Below are 14,467 nucleotides of genomic sequence, written 5' to 3'. Positions count from 1 at the left end.
TATCTTTCTTGTCGTATGTCAATTACCAAAAACAACCCATTTTTCAATTCTAATTTCAACGATGTACTATAATGGTCATCAACTACAGATGTCGTTACTTCGACAACCTTGGCATCTCTTACATCAGGCGTACCGTTGTACAAATCCTGTCCAAGAAAATTAGAATACGCGATCAAAGTTCTCATTTTCTCATGTCCTTCCGTATTCAGTCTGCGTAATTATGTCACTGTGTCCGTCGCCGGCGTTCTCGGTCAGATCGGAGCAGCCACTACACAATTTCAGTTCTTTTAACGGCTCCGACCAGTGAGCATTTCCATACAACCTGCGATACTTAATACCAGGAGAAATTTGTCTTCCGCAGCTATCGCATTCGTACCACTTTCTGGCAGTATGAACCTTATTCTTGATAACGCAGCTCACGCAATCACCTCAAGATCCTCAATATTCATTCAGATACTTGAGCCTTTATATAAATTACTTTTTCGTCGTCAAGCCTTGTGATGTAATTAACGCCCGTAACAACCTCGAATGAATCAGGCATCATTACATGAATATCTTTGTCAGCGTCGAATTTACTTAATTCTGCAATTAAATCTTTGACCTTCACCATGATCACCACCTATTCATTGAGATGTATCAGTCCATGCAATAATATCCGTGTCCCACTCGCTCGATGTCGTCGTTCGTGGCCGGCTTGATGATAAACGCCCGGCCGCGGAGAAAGACGACGTATTCCTCTCCGTTTGCGAGATTCAAAATGTCTTCTTCAAACGGAAATTTCGCTTGCTCTTCCAAACCAATCCATCCTTTCAAGGGAGAAGGAGCAGCTTACGCCGCTCCGTTGTCGTTTTGTTCCGCGATCATCTTCTTCACGCGTTTTTTGTAGATGTTGAAGCTCGATTGCACGCGCGAGGAAGGCTGGTTAAGCTGTCGAGCGATCTCCATCCAGGTGCTGCCGGATTCGCGTTTGCGTTCAAGGATCTGCGGGAAATCATATGGGATGTCAGTGAAGGCGGGGCGAACGTCCAAGATGAACTCTTCCAGCTCTTCCTTGCTGACTTCGATTTCGGCCTCAGCTTCGGCTTCGGAGGCGTCAGCTGCGGACTCGTCGGCCGGGTCATGCTCGTCTGCAGCAGACCCATCTTCCTGCTCTTCCTCTCCGTCTGCCTCGCCTTCGTGTTCCTCCTCTGGCTCCATGCCGAAGTCAAGCTCCTCTTCCGCCAGGTCATTCAGCTCGTCTTCGTCCTCATCCTCGTCTGCTTGCGCTACGGCATCCACTACACCGCCGTTGTCGATCGTAGCTACAACGCCTGGACGACCATTCGGCGCCGGCTGGAGGTCCATCTGCATTTGCGGATCGTCGAAGGATACGAGCAGCTCCTTATTGATCGAATTCAGGTACAAGGCGCTGAACTGGCGCGCTGCGGCGTTGCTCATCGAGAGCTTGATCGTGGTTTTCGTCTTGTTGCTGCTGACGGCTTCGAGCGTGGTTGTGAAGGCTTTTTGCATGTGGTTTCGCTTCCTCTCGTTTTGATTTTGGTTAATACATCTTGCTGATACTTGTAGAGCTTGCCGGGCTCGTATAACGACCGGCATATTTGTGCCAGGATGAACGCGTCGCGGACGTTGTCGCTACCGTTGCGGAAGCCCCAAAGATCGTAAATCGGGATGATCAGGTCTTCCTTGCCACAGTTGCCCTTCGCGCCAGCGAAGTTCTTAAGCTGACCCGTGGCGACTTCATGGTACTGGATGCCGCGGCGGCGCAGTATCGTGCGAATGCCCCAACCGATACCGCCGAGCAGTGCCATTCGGTGGCCCTTTGCATAGGCGAAATCCTCGATGCAGACGATGTCGCCGGGGAGGACGAGGGCTGTGATGGCGTCGATCAGGCTGATCAGACGATCCGGGTCTCGCCCTTCCCGCGCAATCTCTTCCGCCTCCCAGACCTCGCCGTCGCCGTCGACAACGACGAATCCGGTCTTCGTAGACGGGTCGATGCCGACATACCGCCTATCCATCCGCCAATGCCTTCCGCAGCTCGCCGGCCGCGTACTCGTAACAACTCTGCCGAACGGCATCGCCTTTCGCGCGCATGACTTCCGCGCGGGTCTCGATGGCGTCTAGCACTCGTTCGACGGCAGCCTTGCTCACGCGGCGGGTTTTCCCTTGATCGGCTTCCATCGCCACCACCCCAATCCGTGCATCGTAGGCCAGAGCTGCGCGAACGCGGCCATCATCTCGCGTTTAGTTGCATAGATCCGGCCCAGCGGCTTTCCCTGATAGGTCAGCTGGTACTTCGTACGGGAGTGGCCGCGCCCGTTCAGCAATTCCTCGAACTCCGCGTAACCCTCTTTCAACGCCTCTTCTCCCAGGCCAGCCATCTCAGCGCTGACCTCTTCGGCCGTCGGAACAATTCCCGTCCGCATGTACACCTGACGAGCGTATTCGTACACCGTCCATTTGCTCAGTTCCACTGGTCAAGCACCTCCTGCACATATTCGTCGTATTCGCGCTGTATTTCTTCGCGGATCAGGTCGCGCAGCTCGTCTTCGCCAATCTCAAACTCGTTCACGCGCCTCTCACCCTCCCGATCTTGGAATCTTCCGCCGCCGCGACGCGGGACCAGAGTTCGCTGAAGGCGCCCGGTAGGAATGCCTCGATGTCCGCCGGCTTCGCGCCCGCGCTCTGCATGTCCTTGTACAACTGCCGCGACAGGTGATCCAATTCTTCCAGCTTGCTCCGCAGCAGCCATTCAAAACTGAGCCAAACTTCCTCCATGTTGCGATGATGGTACCGCGTCATTGCTGTATCCCACCTGTCAGCCGGAAGTCTTTACCTTCGACGGCGAAGGTGTTGCCGCGGGCCATGCCGAGCAGCCTGCTTGCCGCGGCGTCGCCAATGCGCTCCGTCAGCGTCTCCGAATCCTCGTTCGAGCTGAAGACGATCGGCCGCTTGGCCTTGTAGCGCTCATTGATGACCTGGTAATACATGTCGAGCCGGTATTCGCTCGGCTTCGCCTTGCCGATATCGTCCCAGACCAGCACGTCCGCGCGAATGGCAGATTCCAGCAGGCGGGAGACGACGGCGCCGTCGTCGTTGTAGGCGCGGGCCCGGGACAGTTCGTCCATGAACGCGACGTCCGAGATGCAAAACACCGTGTATCCACGGCGGAGCAGCTCTTTTGCGGCGGCGATCTGCAGGTGCGTCTTGCCGAGGCCGAAGTTGTTGTGCTGCGCCTTGGCTCTTGCGCGGGCTTCGCCTCGCATTTCCCGCAGCCGGGCTTCGCCGAAGGCGGCCAAGAATCCGAATCCGTTCTGCTGTTGCTTGAGCAAGTCTTCAAAGCGGTCAAGATAGCGTCGCATGCATTTCAGCATGTTTGCCTGCACGCTTGTGTCGGTGCGGTAAAGGTCAAACGTTGCTTGCTCGAACTCTTCAGGGATCATGGCGTGCTGCAGGCGGGCATTCAGCCGGCGCTGCTGCTGGCAGACGCATTCTTTGCCTGTCCAGCCGTCGACGATCCAGCCGTCGATGCAGCCATGCGGACAAGCGTCAGAGGGATTGGATGAGTCCGGGGTATTGCTGGTCGTAATATCCTTGTCCGATTGGTGAGCGCGTGCTCGTGCCTCCTCCACGCGGCGGCGAAGCTCTTCCGGACTGACTACTTCTTTGATCGCTATCAAGGCCATGAGCAGCGGCCTCCTTTCTCGTCGATTCCAAGTAGTGATGCTCCCGAATCACCGGGAGACAATAGTTAAACGTCTTGATGCGATCCCCTTCGAACCGGGGTTTATATTGCTCGAATGCTTTGTCGATCCCAGTTAGGACGGCACCTACCGGAACTCCCTCTTCGAGCACCTTCCGTATGGCGGCAATATCGGTGCCGGACAAGTCCAATCCGAAAGCACGGCGTAAGAGATAACGATCCTCGATCTGCTTGAATGGCGAAATTTCACTCTGTGAGTCGGTAGACGGCACCCCGTCGCCCAGATCGATCGATTCAATTTTCTCCTGTGCAATTTCAGAAGACGGAAGGACGGATAGATCTTTTACTGTAATATCTCCTGTAATATCTTTATTAGAGTGGACATTTTTGTCCACGAGACTGGACATTTCTGTCCACTCTCTCCTATCAGACTGGACATTTCTGTCCACTCTCTCAGGAGGTGAGTGGACATTTTTGTCCGGGCTATTTTGGAACTTCTTGGAGTTTCGAACGGTGAAAATCATTCCGTAAGGCGCTCGGGTCACTCGTATGTATCCTTGCTCTTCTAGCTGCTTGATCCAGCGCCTCACGGTTTTTTCTTCAACGTCGAATTGTTCGGCCAGTTCCTCACACTTGATTGGCTTGTTCCCCAGGACAATGCCCCACGTTATCCCATCCTTCTCGAGTTCCTTGGTCGTGGAGCTGATGCACCAGAGGAATAGCCACACCGCTGATCCTATGCTTTTGTAATGTCTGGGCTCCAACAACCCCGAGTAAATCGGAAAGGGATAACTGTCTGGCATGCCTTCATCCCCTATTGAATAGTTTCATCAGCCGGCTGTTCGCGGCTTGTACTGGTTCTCGGTCCCAAACACCTTCGCGTGCTTCGGCGTCCATGCCGGCGGTCCATACTTGCTCAGGTAGCCCAATCGATTTACCCAATCGTCCACGGGTTTCTCGGAATGCAGCGCCTTCAGGAGCGCCCAGCACCCCTCCACGTCATTCAGAGCGCGGTGCGCGCCTTCCAGCACGATGCCGTAGCGCTCGCACATGTCGGTCAACTTGTGCGGGTAAACATGCCGTTCCCAGCAGATGGTCAACGTATCGATAAATGAGTTCGTGAATGTCTTGCCGGCCAATCGCTGCAGGCCGTGATGGAAGAATTGAAGATCAAATGCCGCGTTGTGCGCGACCAGTAGACTGTCTCCCATGAGGTTGCGGAGTATTTTGAAGGCAAGCGCCTCGTCCATCGCGCCGCGGAGCATGAAGTCGTTGATGCCGGTCAGTTCCGTGATCTTCGGCGCCAGCTCACCGTCGAAGGCGACCAGCGTATGGAAGCCGGAGACGATCTTGCCGTCAATGGCGCGGATGGCGGCCATCTCGATAATGCGATCGTTCACTGGGTCCAGGCCGGAGGTCTCGAAATCAAAGATCGTTACGTCGTTTAGCAAGCAGTGTCCTCCTCTCGTCTTTCAACCAAATAATCTTCTCCCGCTCATTCACCGTCGCCGCCTCGACCGTAAAGCTCGGATACGCGACCGCAAAATACTCGCGGACGCGCACCTTGAATGCTGCTGGATCAGTCTTGCGAAGCTCCCAGATCGCGTCTGAGACGCCGGACTGCATCAGTGGGACGCCGAATTCGTCGTATCGTGGTTCGGCCATCAGGATAGATCAAGCTCTTCCTGCTGCTGGCCGTCCGCTGGCGTTCCCTCTGTTTCCGGCTGCACGTTGTAATCGTCCGGTCCGAGGTTGATCGGGGTATCCTCTGTCAACTGCTTGATGTCGGAGCGGACGATCTCGTCCTTGTTTACGGCCTCTGCGACTTCGACGCTGATCGGCAGCCACTTCCAGCCCGCTCGAACGGCTGTCTTCTTGCACATTTCAGCGTAATCTGTCACCCAAGGTCCGTTATTTGCTGCTTTCGACCGTTTACGATGCGCTTCGATGTCTTGGATGGGCAGGAACTCGATATAATGACCGCCATCCTTGAATTTCGCTACCATATATGCACCGGTGATCTGACCGCCTGCGTCGAATTTCTGGTCCTTCCGAAGAAACCAAGGAATGTGCTTCAAATCTTCTTCGAGACCGTAGACAAGCTCTACGAAATCATTTTCATAGGTGACGTGCGAAGCGATGGATTGGATGTTTCCGCTACGCCGAGCCAGATCGATCATACCTTTGTACCCGATGATGAACTGAACTTCATATTCGTTGGTCTTATTGTTGCGGAATGGAATGAGGTAGCAGTGTCCGAGCAACCCCGGCTCTAAGCCGAGCTGCGCGGACTGCATGACGGCCGCCATGAGAGACGGAATCGTGCATTGCAAAAGGAGTGGATTGGTCCGTATCGTAGTAAGCGCAATGCGGCTCAGCCGCTCGATGCTCATGTGCTTCGGCATGGCCTCGGCGATCTGACCCTTCATCTTCTCCAGGTAGGCGCCGATCGTAGCGGCCGGCGAAGGCGCCGGGGCGTTTCCGCCCTGCTGCGGCGCCCGCTGCTGGAGTTTGCCGGCGAGCTCGCTTGTGTTGCGACTTGCGTTGCTTGCTGCCATGGATTAATCCTCCTTGCTCGATTTAATCAGGAATTTCCGAACTGGCTTCGTAACGCCGTACTTCTCGTATAGCTCCGGCTCCACGGACTTGATGGCCTTCGTATCAAGCCGCGTCTCGTCATGGGATTTCCACGTAGCGACCTTCTCGCCGGCGTACAGCAGCGCTTCTGCGTCGCCCATTTCGGCCATCAACCGGTTTTTAGCGGCGGCGAATCGCGTATCTGCCGCCTTCGCCGCTGCCTGCGCCTCGCGCAGCTCCGTAATGAGCGGCGCCTGTTCGTCCGTCAGCGTCAGGTAGTGCTCCGGCCGGCTCGTCGGATATAGATAGTTCAGCAGGTCCGTCGCCGCGCCGCTGCCGTCTACCATCGGCGGAATGCCCTTCAAGACGTTGTTCTTCCAGAAGTCCTCCTCGATGGCGATCAGCGTCTTCACGAGCGACTCATCACGCTCGACATAACGATGCTCGAATCGATTGCCTCCGATCAGGACGGCGAAGTGGCCGAAATGCGCGCCGAGGACAGCTAAGTAATGTTGCAACTGCAGCGCGTAATGGTCCGGCGTCTTCCCGTTATCCCAATCTTCCGCCGCCCAAGCACTTGCTGTTTTTACCTCTAAAGGTCCACGGCGCTTATTACTGTCGGTCACGATACGGTCGACGTTTCCGAGCATGAACGGATGATTCGGATGCCGATAGAGCTTGTTGCTCCGCTGTACCTTCAGGCCGGTACGAACGGCGAATTCCTTCGCGACGACGTCTTCAAGGACGTTGCCCCAGTATGCCGGCTCGCCTGCCTCTTGTTCCGGCAGCTGCCCGGTTTTGTCCAGGAATACAGCTACCGGCGACTTCCACGGATTCATGCCGGCCACGGCCGCTGCGTCGGAGCCGCCGATGCCCTTCTTACGGAGCTTCAACCACGTCTCGCGGTCGATACCTTTGGTGACGGCTGCTACACTCATTGCCATGGTGATCTCTCCCTCTTGAATGGATGGGGCCACCGTGGTACGATGGCCGTATCAAATGATTTACCGAAGGCCCTTTGCAGAGGGCCTTTTTCTATTGGCGTACAACGGTGAAGCGAGCGATCGGCTCCGCTTCCTTGTCGTGCATCGTCGCCACTTGCTTGGCCGACTGCTCAATCACAGAAGAGATTCCAGAGATAAGACGGTCCCTGTCCGCGCCAGGATAATTATTGGCTAGGAAACAGCCGATGCAGCTCGAAACGGCGATGATGAATTCGGTACTTTCCAAGCCGTTAGAAATCCGCTCGTCCATCTCTTCGAAGAACTGAGCAACTTTATCCGCATTTTCACTCATGAGGCGATGCCTCCTTTCATATGTATTGATGCTTGTCCAGCATCTCGGGAGACACGATCAGGGGAGGAATGCCCGATCGCGCCTCCTGAGACAACGGACAAGCCGCTGTCATTTCCTTAAAACCCGGAGATGCTGGACGATGTTCGCCCAGTCCCCCTCCGAGAACACTCTTTCGTTATCGCCTACCTTGACGATAATTACACGATTCCGATTGTCCTTGCGGATGATACCGCCGAGAGCGACGACGCGCTCGCGAGCAATTCGCTCGTAGTTTGATGGTTTCATGGCCGCACCTTCACTGAATCAGCGCTTTGTGCTAAAATAGCCGTAATGAGGAACTTTAGACGGTCTCTCAATCGCACTCGCCCTGGCCGGCGGGTGTTTTTCATTTCCCGGTGCGCTGCCGCCATTTCAACCTCAATCCAATTCACGCTCGCAGCCCGCACTTCCGGATCCACGCGATTCGGATGACTATGTAGCCAATCCCAAAAATGCTGCATGTCGTTCGCGTACTGCTCGTAGCTGGTCAACGCCCTCCTCATAGCAGCACCTTCTTTTCAATGCCCGCAGCGTCAAGCGCGCATCCGAGGCAATGATCTCTTCCCTCGAAGCTGTATGCTGTCCGTGTCAGCGGCGATCCGCATTCGCATTTACGATAAGCATCATCGGATTCATGGATGCGGTACTTGTCCGGATCAAATGCCCCGGCGAAACGATGTTCAGGTTCACATTTGCTTAACATGGTTTGCTCTCTCCTTCCGCCTTCTCATAAATTGCACGACATCCAGCGCGGACTTCATCTGGCCGACCACCTGTTCAAGCGCTCGAAGCTTTGTCCATCCATCCTTGCCGCCAGAGATGTCCAACCCGACAATTTCTTGCCCGTTTGTAATTCGGGCCCATTCCTTGACCAACGCGTAACTCGGTTGCTTAACAATGCCTGCCTCAACCTTTGCGACGACGCTGCGGTCAACATGCAGCTTCTCAGACAATTCACGCTGCGATAGACCGGCGCGTTCTCGACAGGCTTTCAGCATTTCTCCAATCGGCTTCCCCGACTCCACGGTTCCTCTCACCTCCCCTCGTGCCAATTCCGCAACGTGGAGGCGTTCAGTGTTCCTTCCATATGAGCTATGATTACATCGTCAGGTTAAAACCCCGGAACATCCCCCTCGCGGCCCGCCATTTTGGCGGGTCCCTTCCTATATCAGAGGAACCTATGCGTTTCGCTCGACTGCAGTTTCAACTTCCTGCTTCTCCGGCTTTCGCGAACGCTTCGGACGATATGAAAGAATCGCATTCAAAGCCTTCTTCTGCCGTTCGCGATCTTCATCGAAATGATTCACGATCTCAACGTTCTTCGGTACGCGTTGAGCCACCATGCTCACCTCCCCCAAATGATTTCCCCAGTGCCCGCTGCGCGATCGCCGCGATCTGTTCCAGTGCTTCGATGCCGGCGGCTAACTGCGCCTCGACGATTGGCGCTTCTTCGCTGAAGTATTGAACCATTCGCATGATCTGCTGATCAAAGCCCGTGGAGTTGTTCACTTCGCTCTGAGCTTGGATAAGCAGCTTCTTCGCCTCCTGCATATCCGATCACCTCATGCAGTGTTTATTGTTGGCGTTTCGCCAACTTTTTCAGCAAAAAAATCCTTTACTTCTACCCCAAGCGCATTTGCTATGGCGGGAAGTAATTCCGCCTTGACCTTGCGCTCATTGCTCTCATACTTCGATAACGTCGAAGGATCAATGCCGACTTGTTCCGACACGAACTTGCCGGACAGTCCCTTGGTTTTCCTGATGATGCGGATGTTTTCACCGACGTTATTCATCTCTACCAATCCTCCTTTCTCCGTTTCCAAATCGCCAACTTATAATCTGATTATATGTTGACGAAACGCCAATGTCAACATATTTATTGGCTTATTGTCAATTATTATTTCCACTATGCCAACAATAGCTATAATAATCATGAGGTGTGTGCCCATGGATATAAAGAAAGAAATAGGAGAGCGTCTTCGCTATGCTCGAGATAGAGCGGACATTAAACAGAACCGCGCTGCCGTGCACGTCGGTATACACAATAGCACGCTGAACAAATACGAGTCCGGTGACCGGGAAGCTGACCACGAGACTATGGTCAAACTGTCCGATCTGTACCGCGTTAACTTGCACTGGCTTCTCACTGGCGAAGGTGAGATGGAGCTATCCGATCACCATGATCTTTTAAAGACCGCCAATCAAATGAAAAATGCAGCGTCTCTGAAAGAACAAGGTGCCGGGTCAGAATCCACTGGTGGACGAGCTTATTTCGGCGGTGCAGACAAGTATACGGAGGAAGAGCTTGCGATCGGGGAGGCTGCGTTCCAAGCGGCGATTAAAGCATTAAGGGAGCAACGAGAAAAGAAGAAAGGTGAATAGGCATGTCGAGGATATTCCAATATTCATTTTTCGCGACTATTTTACTCGGGTACATTGCTTTCGGTTATATTATCTATCACCTATGCGGACCGGCCTGGACATTCATTTTGACCGGACTATTCATTGGAATGTCAGTCATCGGGATAACACAGTACCAAAAAGAAATTGAGTATAATTTCAGCAAACGGCGATATTAAGCAAATCCCCCAGCCGATGGGGACAACTAATGGTGACGCTTGTATGAAAACTAGAATGAAGATAATACTCCTTGTGCTGGTCAGTATGATTTTCGGCGGTGTGGTCAGCGCTGCGGGAATTTGGGGAACATACAAGGGGAATAACATCATTCGTTTGACTGTAGACGGACGAGAAGTCTTGGTTAGCAAGGACGATGTGCCCGTCATCTCGTATAATAACCGAACGATGATCCCGATTTATTTATTGAAATATGCTGGTATTAATTATACGTGGGATCAATCCAACCAGACGGTGAACATCGTTACAAGCAAAAATGCAACAACAACGCCGACAACGCCTCAAGTCCCCGTCGCCACACTAGACTATCCGCTTCTTTATTCCAACGACGGCAAGACGTATCTTGGGAAGCTAACAACCAATAAATTTGACAGTGAATCAGTATTCAATGAATTCGGCGATTATGGCAGCAGTTTTTCAAAGACAAGCATATGGAACGAATTTGGTACATACGGTGGAGAATTTTCGAATCAAAGTCCGTTCAATAAATTTGCAACAAAGCCGCCAATTATTATTCAAAATAAGAAGGTCGTCGCATACTTATCGGTTAATACAACGCTCGGAAACGTCATCTCTCCGAACACCCTTTACGACACTTTGAAGAATAATGGCTTCTAAAATCGGTCTTTCACTCATTGTTGTCATGATTATCGCCATCCTAGCTACCGCGCGCGCCTATCTGAAGCATCGCGCATTTGAAAATGCCTTCCAACGGCAACTCCCTGTTGAAGTTTGGCAGGACGGAGAAATGCATGATCGCGGCCCGATCGAACGCCACACGCACGACGAAGTCGTCATCAACGGTATGCACTATCGCAAGCAAGCATTCGAATTTCGCATCAAATAATGGCCCAGCACCAAAGGGCTATTATTTTTCACTATAAAACAGAACATATATTCTCATTTTGGAGGGTTCAGCATGTCTTACATCGATTTTGCCCTGTACAAAGAGACTAGTTTGGAGCGGTGGATCAACCGCACGTACCAGCAGCATGGCCTGCATTACGCATCCGACATGGACATCGACCGCATCGCGGACATCTGGGGGATACAAATTTTCGCGTCCGCGGGGCCGTCGGAAGCGCGCTGGAAGGACGGTGATTACGCCTTCGTCTTCCTCAACGCCTATTTGAACAAAGAGCAGCAGCGCGAAGCCTTCTTTCACGAAATGTGCCACCCACTGCAGCATACCGGCGATCAGGTACGCATGCCGCCGCTATTCATGGAGCTACAGGAAACACAGGCCGGTCTGTTTCAGCTCTACTCCGCAATGCCGGTCTACATGCTGGAAGAATTTAAGGCTATCCAGCACCACGGCCATTACATTAAGGTTTTGTCAGAGGAATTCTGTTTGCCAATTGCACTTGTTGAGCGCCGTGTCGATCAGATCATCCGGCGCGTCCGGCAGGAACAGGCAGACCGAGAACTGATTGAGCTGCAGCGCCCCGCCGCCCCGCCGCCCTATAGCCAGCCAACACTCGATATCTTGGACAAGCTGCGCCGGCAGCTGCGCGAGAAGCAGGCTGTCAATGGATAACATCGGCGTCATTTATAACGAGAGCGGCTTCTTCGGCGAGCTGGCGCCGGAATGGATGGTCATCAATTGCGGCGGTCTGCAGGCGGACGAATGGCTGCGTACGCTCTACATCCCCCTTGTCGGCCCGTTCGTTCGCATGGAGATGGAGGAAAATGACGGCGAGGCGACTGTGGCCGTTCCCTTCAGTGCTTACACTCGGCATGCGGATAGGCCGGCGCAGATCGGCGTTCACCTGCCGACCGTGACGGCGTTTGTTCGAAAGTACACGGAGCACACCGATTGCGGCCAAATCCGCCGCTTGATCATACGCATTATGGACGCCGAGGAGGCGTTACAACTCGATATTCGAGAAAGGTTGATGGGCAATGTTTAAAATGCTTGATTCGAATAATATGATTGATCCATCGTTCCCGTTGTATGGCGTACGCATCTATTGTCGCGTTTCGTCGGAAGATCAACAGGAGCGAGAAACTATTGACTCCCAAGTTGAATTCGGGACGAAATACTGTGATCTTCACCGCCTGCCGATCGACGATTGGTACAAGGATGACGGCGTTAGTGGAAAAATCCCTCTCGAGGAACGGCCGGACGGCAAACGACTAATTGAAGACGCTCGTGCCGGAAAAGTTAAATTAGTCCTGATCTATAACATAAAACGTCTTGGTCGAACCGCTCGCGATATACTTAATTCCATTCACAAATTGGAGGAATTCGGGGTCAAGATCCGCAGCATGACCGAGCCGTTCGATACCGGGGATCCACAGGGACGATTCCTGCTGACCATTCTTGCCGGCGTGGCCGAACTAGACCGCGAAACGACGCTCGAGCAGCTTTGGCTCGGTGCCAATCGCGCGGCGCGCAAAGGGAAATGGCTCGGCGGCATCGTTCCTTACGGGTACCGCAAAAACACCGAATCCTATCTTGAGCTCAGCGAAGAACCGATTCCCGGCAAACCTGACCTGACGGAGCTTGGCGTCGTACAACTCATGTACAGCCTGCTCGCTTATCATAAATGGTCGACGGTCCGCGTCGCTGATTACTTCAATTCGCTTCAGATCCCTACATCCTACGTCCGCGACGGTCGCATGATCAAAGTCGGCAAGCGCAAGCAGAAGACGGCCGGCATCTGGACTCCAGGACGCATTTATAACATGGCGACCAGTACCATCTACAAAGGGCTGCATATCTACGGGAGGCGCTCGAGCAAAGTACGCGAGCTGATCGAACGTTCGATGCCGGCCTCCGTAACGGATTATGTATGGGATCTGGCGCAGGAGACGCTGCGCGAAAATGCTTTCATGTCGCCTGGTAATGCAACTCGCGACTATCTGCTTCGGGGATTGATTAAATGCGGGTCCTGTGGATTGTCATATCATGGCACAGCCTTCCGTGGGAGCGGCGGTGACGAGAAGTCTGTGTACTATATCTGCGGTGGGAAAACTGCCTATCGAGGGGAGTTAGGGAGCAAGTGCGTTTCAAAAAATATTCCCCAGAAATGGATTGAAGATTTGGTTTGGAAGCAGTGCCTCTCCTTCATCATGAACCCTGGTGATATTCTGGATGAGCTCAGTGACGACAAAAAGGAACACCAGGTCGTTCAATTGGATATGGCGAAGGAACGAGAGATGCTGCGTGCATCAATCGTGAACAAGGACTCCGAGCGCCATGATCTGCTCACGCTCTATCGGAAGAAGATGATAACAGCCGGAGATCTGGAAAAGCAGCTGCAGGAAATGATGCTGGAGAAAAAGGCATTGGAAGATCGCCTCGAAGAGCTGGATCACCAAATCACCGAAGAAGTAACCGTAACGATGAAGCAGGATAATGCAGCCGCGTTGCTGAAAGAATTACAGGACAAGGTGTTGGACGATCCGCCATTTGAGCTTAAGCGCGAAATCGTTCGTCTTCTCGTGAAGAACATCATCGTGGAAACAATGCCGCCTGATGATGACGATGATCAGTCATGGACCAAGCAATCCAAGGTCAATCTTCATGTCCACTATTGCTTTAAGAATTCCAAAGGTGTTCTTCCCACGGGTGCCCGTGCGGCTATTACGGCCACGATACCGATGATCAACGCTGCATATGCTCAGAGCTGCAAATCGCGCGCTACCGGAGCAAAATATCAGGGCCTCTGCTTGATCGCATCGATATGCACATCGAGGTTTCGCGACCGCTTTCGTCAGACGGACTGACAAGCGGCATGACAACGGATCAGATGAAGACGATGGTACTGCACGCCGCCGATCGCAGACTCAAGCGGCAAGATGGCCGCGCTAACCACGCAGATCTGGAAGGCGCGTCGCTGCGCAAAGCGATTGTCATGACCAAGGAAGCCGAAAGCATGCTGCAGCTCGCTTTCGATTCGCTGGGCATCAGCCTTCGGGCGCATGACCGTATTCTGAAGCTCGCCCGCACGATCGCCGATCTGGACGGTCATGAGCGCGTGGACAGCCCGCACATCGCCGAGGCTATCGGTTACAGGAGTCTGGATCGCAAGCTGCAGGCATTGTAGCGTGATAACGCGGCAGCTTAGCCATCGGCAATACGAGCCTCTTATCCGGCCATAGACGCAAAAAGCCGGCCCAACCGGCCGGCTGCAAGTCGCGCAATCCATTGCGCGCGATTCTCGATAGCGTTCATCTCGCGCAGCAGCTCCCAGCGCGAGCCGGGAACTT

Annotated in this window: 25 protein-coding genes; 7 read left to right on the top strand and 18 right to left on the bottom strand. The window is 53.4% G+C overall.

Going from position 1 to position 14,467, the window contains the following annotated elements:
* Positions 1-445: 445 nt before the first annotated feature.
* From GXP70_RS12375 to GXP70_RS12295, 18 genes are all read right to left on the bottom strand, one after another.
* On the bottom strand, positions 446-610 hold the full coding sequence (locus GXP70_RS12375; protein ID WP_162357038.1) for a hypothetical protein: 165 nt from the start codon (positions 608-610) through the stop codon (positions 446-448).
* A 26-nt stretch (positions 611-636) separates the two neighbouring features.
* Positions 637-795, bottom strand: coding sequence for a hypothetical protein (locus tag GXP70_RS29570; RefSeq protein ID WP_192043451.1), 159 nt, complete (start codon positions 793-795; stop codon positions 637-639).
* Between the two features lie 33 nt (positions 796-828).
* A complete protein-coding gene (locus GXP70_RS12370; RefSeq protein WP_162357037.1) occupies positions 829-1,509 on the bottom strand; it encodes a hypothetical protein in 681 nt (226 codons plus the stop codon).
* Complete coding sequence (locus GXP70_RS12365; RefSeq protein ID WP_225442777.1) at positions 1,434-2,018, bottom strand: hypothetical protein; 585 nt, start codon at positions 2,016-2,018, stop codon at positions 1,434-1,436. The genes GXP70_RS12370 and GXP70_RS12365 overlap by 76 nt, the downstream gene beginning before the upstream one ends.
* Positions 2,011-2,151 (bottom strand): hypothetical protein, encoded by a 141-nt coding sequence (locus tag GXP70_RS12360; protein WP_162357036.1) that lies wholly within the window; start codon positions 2,149-2,151, stop codon positions 2,011-2,013. Before GXP70_RS12360 ends, GXP70_RS12365 begins: the two co-directional genes overlap by 8 nt.
* Complete coding sequence (locus tag GXP70_RS12355; RefSeq protein ID WP_162357035.1) at positions 2,148-2,474, bottom strand: hypothetical protein; 327 nt, start codon at positions 2,472-2,474, stop codon at positions 2,148-2,150. Before GXP70_RS12355 ends, GXP70_RS12360 begins: the two co-directional genes overlap by 4 nt.
* A gap of 94 nt (positions 2,475-2,568) precedes the next feature.
* Positions 2,569-2,802 (bottom strand): hypothetical protein, encoded by a 234-nt coding sequence (locus GXP70_RS12350; RefSeq protein ID WP_162357034.1) that lies wholly within the window; start codon positions 2,800-2,802, stop codon positions 2,569-2,571.
* Complete coding sequence (locus GXP70_RS12345; protein ID WP_225442776.1) at positions 2,799-3,632, bottom strand: ATP-binding protein; 834 nt, start codon at positions 3,630-3,632, stop codon at positions 2,799-2,801. The genes GXP70_RS12350 and GXP70_RS12345 overlap by 4 nt, the downstream gene beginning before the upstream one ends.
* Positions 3,550-4,506: an HTH domain-containing protein gene (locus tag GXP70_RS12340; RefSeq protein WP_162357033.1), complete on the bottom strand. Its 957-nt coding sequence runs from the start codon at positions 4,504-4,506 to the stop codon at positions 3,550-3,552. Before GXP70_RS12340 ends, GXP70_RS12345 begins: the two co-directional genes overlap by 83 nt.
* Positions 4,507-4,533: 27 nt before the next feature.
* The gene (locus GXP70_RS12335) at positions 4,534-5,154 is read right to left on the bottom strand and encodes a 3'-5' exonuclease (protein WP_162357032.1); all 621 of its coding nucleotides are present in this window, start codon (positions 5,152-5,154) and stop codon (positions 4,534-4,536) included.
* Positions 5,129-5,368, bottom strand: coding sequence for a hypothetical protein (locus GXP70_RS12330; protein WP_162357031.1), 240 nt, complete (start codon positions 5,366-5,368; stop codon positions 5,129-5,131). The genes GXP70_RS12335 and GXP70_RS12330 overlap by 26 nt, the downstream gene beginning before the upstream one ends.
* Complete coding sequence (gene recT, locus GXP70_RS12325) at positions 5,368-6,261, bottom strand: recombination protein RecT (RefSeq protein ID WP_162357030.1); 894 nt, start codon at positions 6,259-6,261, stop codon at positions 5,368-5,370. The genes GXP70_RS12330 and recT overlap by 1 nt, the downstream gene beginning before the upstream one ends.
* A gap of 3 nt (positions 6,262-6,264) precedes the next feature.
* Complete coding sequence (locus GXP70_RS12320) at positions 6,265-7,224, bottom strand: YqaJ viral recombinase family nuclease (RefSeq protein WP_162357029.1); 960 nt, start codon at positions 7,222-7,224, stop codon at positions 6,265-6,267.
* Positions 7,225-7,315: 91 nt separating this feature from the next.
* Positions 7,316-7,576 (bottom strand): hypothetical protein, encoded by a 261-nt coding sequence (locus GXP70_RS12315; protein ID WP_162357027.1) that lies wholly within the window; start codon positions 7,574-7,576, stop codon positions 7,316-7,318.
* A 538-nt stretch (positions 7,577-8,114) separates the two neighbouring features.
* On the bottom strand, positions 8,115-8,318 hold the full coding sequence (locus GXP70_RS12310; RefSeq protein WP_162357025.1) for a hypothetical protein: 204 nt from the start codon (positions 8,316-8,318) through the stop codon (positions 8,115-8,117).
* Positions 8,302-8,640 carry a helix-turn-helix domain-containing protein gene (locus GXP70_RS12305; RefSeq protein ID WP_225442775.1) on the bottom strand — a complete coding sequence of 113 codons (339 nt, stop codon included), beginning with the start codon at positions 8,638-8,640 and terminating at the stop codon, positions 8,302-8,304. The genes GXP70_RS12310 and GXP70_RS12305 overlap by 17 nt, the downstream gene beginning before the upstream one ends.
* 286 nt (positions 8,641-8,926) lie before the next feature.
* Positions 8,927-9,166, bottom strand: a complete 240-nt coding sequence (locus tag GXP70_RS12300) for a hypothetical protein (RefSeq protein WP_162357023.1) — start codon at positions 9,164-9,166, stop codon at positions 8,927-8,929.
* An 11-nt stretch (positions 9,167-9,177) separates the two neighbouring features.
* Positions 9,178-9,408 (bottom strand): helix-turn-helix domain-containing protein, encoded by a 231-nt coding sequence (locus tag GXP70_RS12295; protein WP_162357021.1) that lies wholly within the window; start codon positions 9,406-9,408, stop codon positions 9,178-9,180.
* A 154-nt stretch (positions 9,409-9,562) separates the two neighbouring features.
* Between GXP70_RS12295 and GXP70_RS12290 the strand changes: the two genes are divergently transcribed.
* From GXP70_RS12290 to GXP70_RS12260, 7 genes are all read left to right on the top strand, one after another.
* The gene (locus GXP70_RS12290; RefSeq protein ID WP_162357019.1) at positions 9,563-9,997 is read left to right on the top strand and encodes a helix-turn-helix domain-containing protein; all 435 of its coding nucleotides are present in this window, start codon (positions 9,563-9,565) and stop codon (positions 9,995-9,997) included.
* Between the two features lie 240 nt (positions 9,998-10,237).
* Positions 10,238-10,870 carry a copper amine oxidase N-terminal domain-containing protein gene (locus GXP70_RS12285; protein ID WP_225442774.1) on the top strand — a complete coding sequence of 211 codons (633 nt, stop codon included), beginning with the start codon at positions 10,238-10,240 and terminating at the stop codon, positions 10,868-10,870.
* On the top strand, positions 10,860-11,099 hold the full coding sequence (locus GXP70_RS12280; protein WP_162357018.1) for a hypothetical protein: 240 nt from the start codon (positions 10,860-10,862) through the stop codon (positions 11,097-11,099). Before GXP70_RS12285 ends, GXP70_RS12280 begins: the two co-directional genes overlap by 11 nt.
* Positions 11,100-11,171: 72 nt before the next feature.
* Positions 11,172-11,789, top strand: a complete 618-nt coding sequence (locus GXP70_RS12275; RefSeq protein WP_162357016.1) for an ImmA/IrrE family metallo-endopeptidase — start codon at positions 11,172-11,174, stop codon at positions 11,787-11,789.
* Entirely contained in the window at positions 11,782-12,162 is a 381-nt protein-coding gene (locus GXP70_RS12270; RefSeq protein WP_162357014.1) for a hypothetical protein, read from the top strand. Before GXP70_RS12275 ends, GXP70_RS12270 begins: the two co-directional genes overlap by 8 nt.
* Entirely contained in the window at positions 12,155-13,984 is a 1,830-nt protein-coding gene (locus tag GXP70_RS12265; protein ID WP_225442773.1) for a recombinase family protein, read from the top strand. The genes GXP70_RS12270 and GXP70_RS12265 overlap by 8 nt, the downstream gene beginning before the upstream one ends.
* Positions 13,873-14,304 carry a magnesium chelatase subunit ChlI family protein gene (locus tag GXP70_RS12260; protein ID WP_225442853.1) on the top strand — a complete coding sequence of 144 codons (432 nt, stop codon included), beginning with the start codon at positions 13,873-13,875 and terminating at the stop codon, positions 14,302-14,304. The genes GXP70_RS12265 and GXP70_RS12260 overlap by 112 nt, the downstream gene beginning before the upstream one ends.
* Positions 14,305-14,467 lie beyond the last annotated feature (163 nt).

Origin of the sequence: Paenibacillus lycopersici (assembly GCF_010119935.1) — a bacterium.
Classification (GTDB): Bacteria; Bacillota; Bacilli; order Paenibacillales; family Paenibacillaceae; genus Paenibacillus_Z; species Paenibacillus_Z lycopersici.
This window is presented reverse-complemented; position numbering and strand designations above follow the sequence as displayed.

What these genes read in the sequence shown, in the direction of transcription:
- GXP70_RS12375 (WP_162357038.1), bottom strand. Translation starts at nt 610, where the DNA reads ATGGTGAAGGTCAAAGATTTAATTGCAGAATTAAGTAAATTCGACGCT.
- GXP70_RS12370 (WP_162357037.1), bottom strand. Translation starts at nt 1,509, where the DNA reads ATGCAAAAAGCCTTCACAACCACGCTCGAAGCCGTCAGCAGCAACAAG.
- GXP70_RS12365 (WP_225442777.1), bottom strand. Translation starts at nt 2,018, where the DNA reads ATGGATAGGCGGTATGTCGGCATCGACCCGTCTACGAAGACCGGATTC.
- GXP70_RS12350 (WP_162357034.1), bottom strand. Translation starts at nt 2,802, where the DNA reads ATGACGCGGTACCATCATCGCAACATGGAGGAAGTTTGGCTCAGTTTT.
- GXP70_RS12340 (WP_162357033.1), bottom strand. Translation starts at nt 4,506, where the DNA reads ATGCCAGACAGTTATCCCTTTCCGATTTACTCGGGGTTGTTGGAGCCC.
- GXP70_RS12330 (WP_162357031.1), bottom strand. Translation starts at nt 5,368, where the DNA reads ATGGCCGAACCACGATACGACGAATTCGGCGTCCCACTGATGCAGTCC.
- recT (WP_162357030.1), bottom strand. Translation starts at nt 6,261, where the DNA reads ATGGCAGCAAGCAACGCAAGTCGCAACACAAGCGAGCTCGCCGGCAAA.
- GXP70_RS12320 (WP_162357029.1), bottom strand. Translation starts at nt 7,224, where the DNA reads ATGGCAATGAGTGTAGCAGCCGTCACCAAAGGTATCGACCGCGAGACG.
- GXP70_RS12315 (WP_162357027.1), bottom strand. Translation starts at nt 7,576, where the DNA reads ATGAGTGAAAATGCGGATAAAGTTGCTCAGTTCTTCGAAGAGATGGAC.
- GXP70_RS12310 (WP_162357025.1), bottom strand. Translation starts at nt 8,318, where the DNA reads ATGTTAAGCAAATGTGAACCTGAACATCGTTTCGCCGGGGCATTTGAT.
- GXP70_RS12300 (WP_162357023.1), bottom strand. Translation starts at nt 9,166, where the DNA reads ATGCAGGAGGCGAAGAAGCTGCTTATCCAAGCTCAGAGCGAAGTGAAC.
- GXP70_RS12295 (WP_162357021.1), bottom strand. Translation starts at nt 9,408, where the DNA reads ATGAATAACGTCGGTGAAAACATCCGCATCATCAGGAAAACCAAGGGA.
- GXP70_RS12290 (WP_162357019.1), top strand. Translation starts at nt 9,563, where the DNA reads ATGGATATAAAGAAAGAAATAGGAGAGCGTCTTCGCTATGCTCGAGAT.
- GXP70_RS12285 (WP_225442774.1), top strand. Translation starts at nt 10,238, where the DNA reads ATGAAAACTAGAATGAAGATAATACTCCTTGTGCTGGTCAGTATGATT.
- GXP70_RS12280 (WP_162357018.1), top strand. Translation starts at nt 10,860, where the DNA reads ATGGCTTCTAAAATCGGTCTTTCACTCATTGTTGTCATGATTATCGCC.
- GXP70_RS12275 (WP_162357016.1), top strand. Translation starts at nt 11,172, where the DNA reads ATGTCTTACATCGATTTTGCCCTGTACAAAGAGACTAGTTTGGAGCGG.
- GXP70_RS12270 (WP_162357014.1), top strand. Translation starts at nt 11,782, where the DNA reads ATGGATAACATCGGCGTCATTTATAACGAGAGCGGCTTCTTCGGCGAG.
- GXP70_RS12265 (WP_225442773.1), top strand. Translation starts at nt 12,155, where the DNA reads ATGTTTAAAATGCTTGATTCGAATAATATGATTGATCCATCGTTCCCG.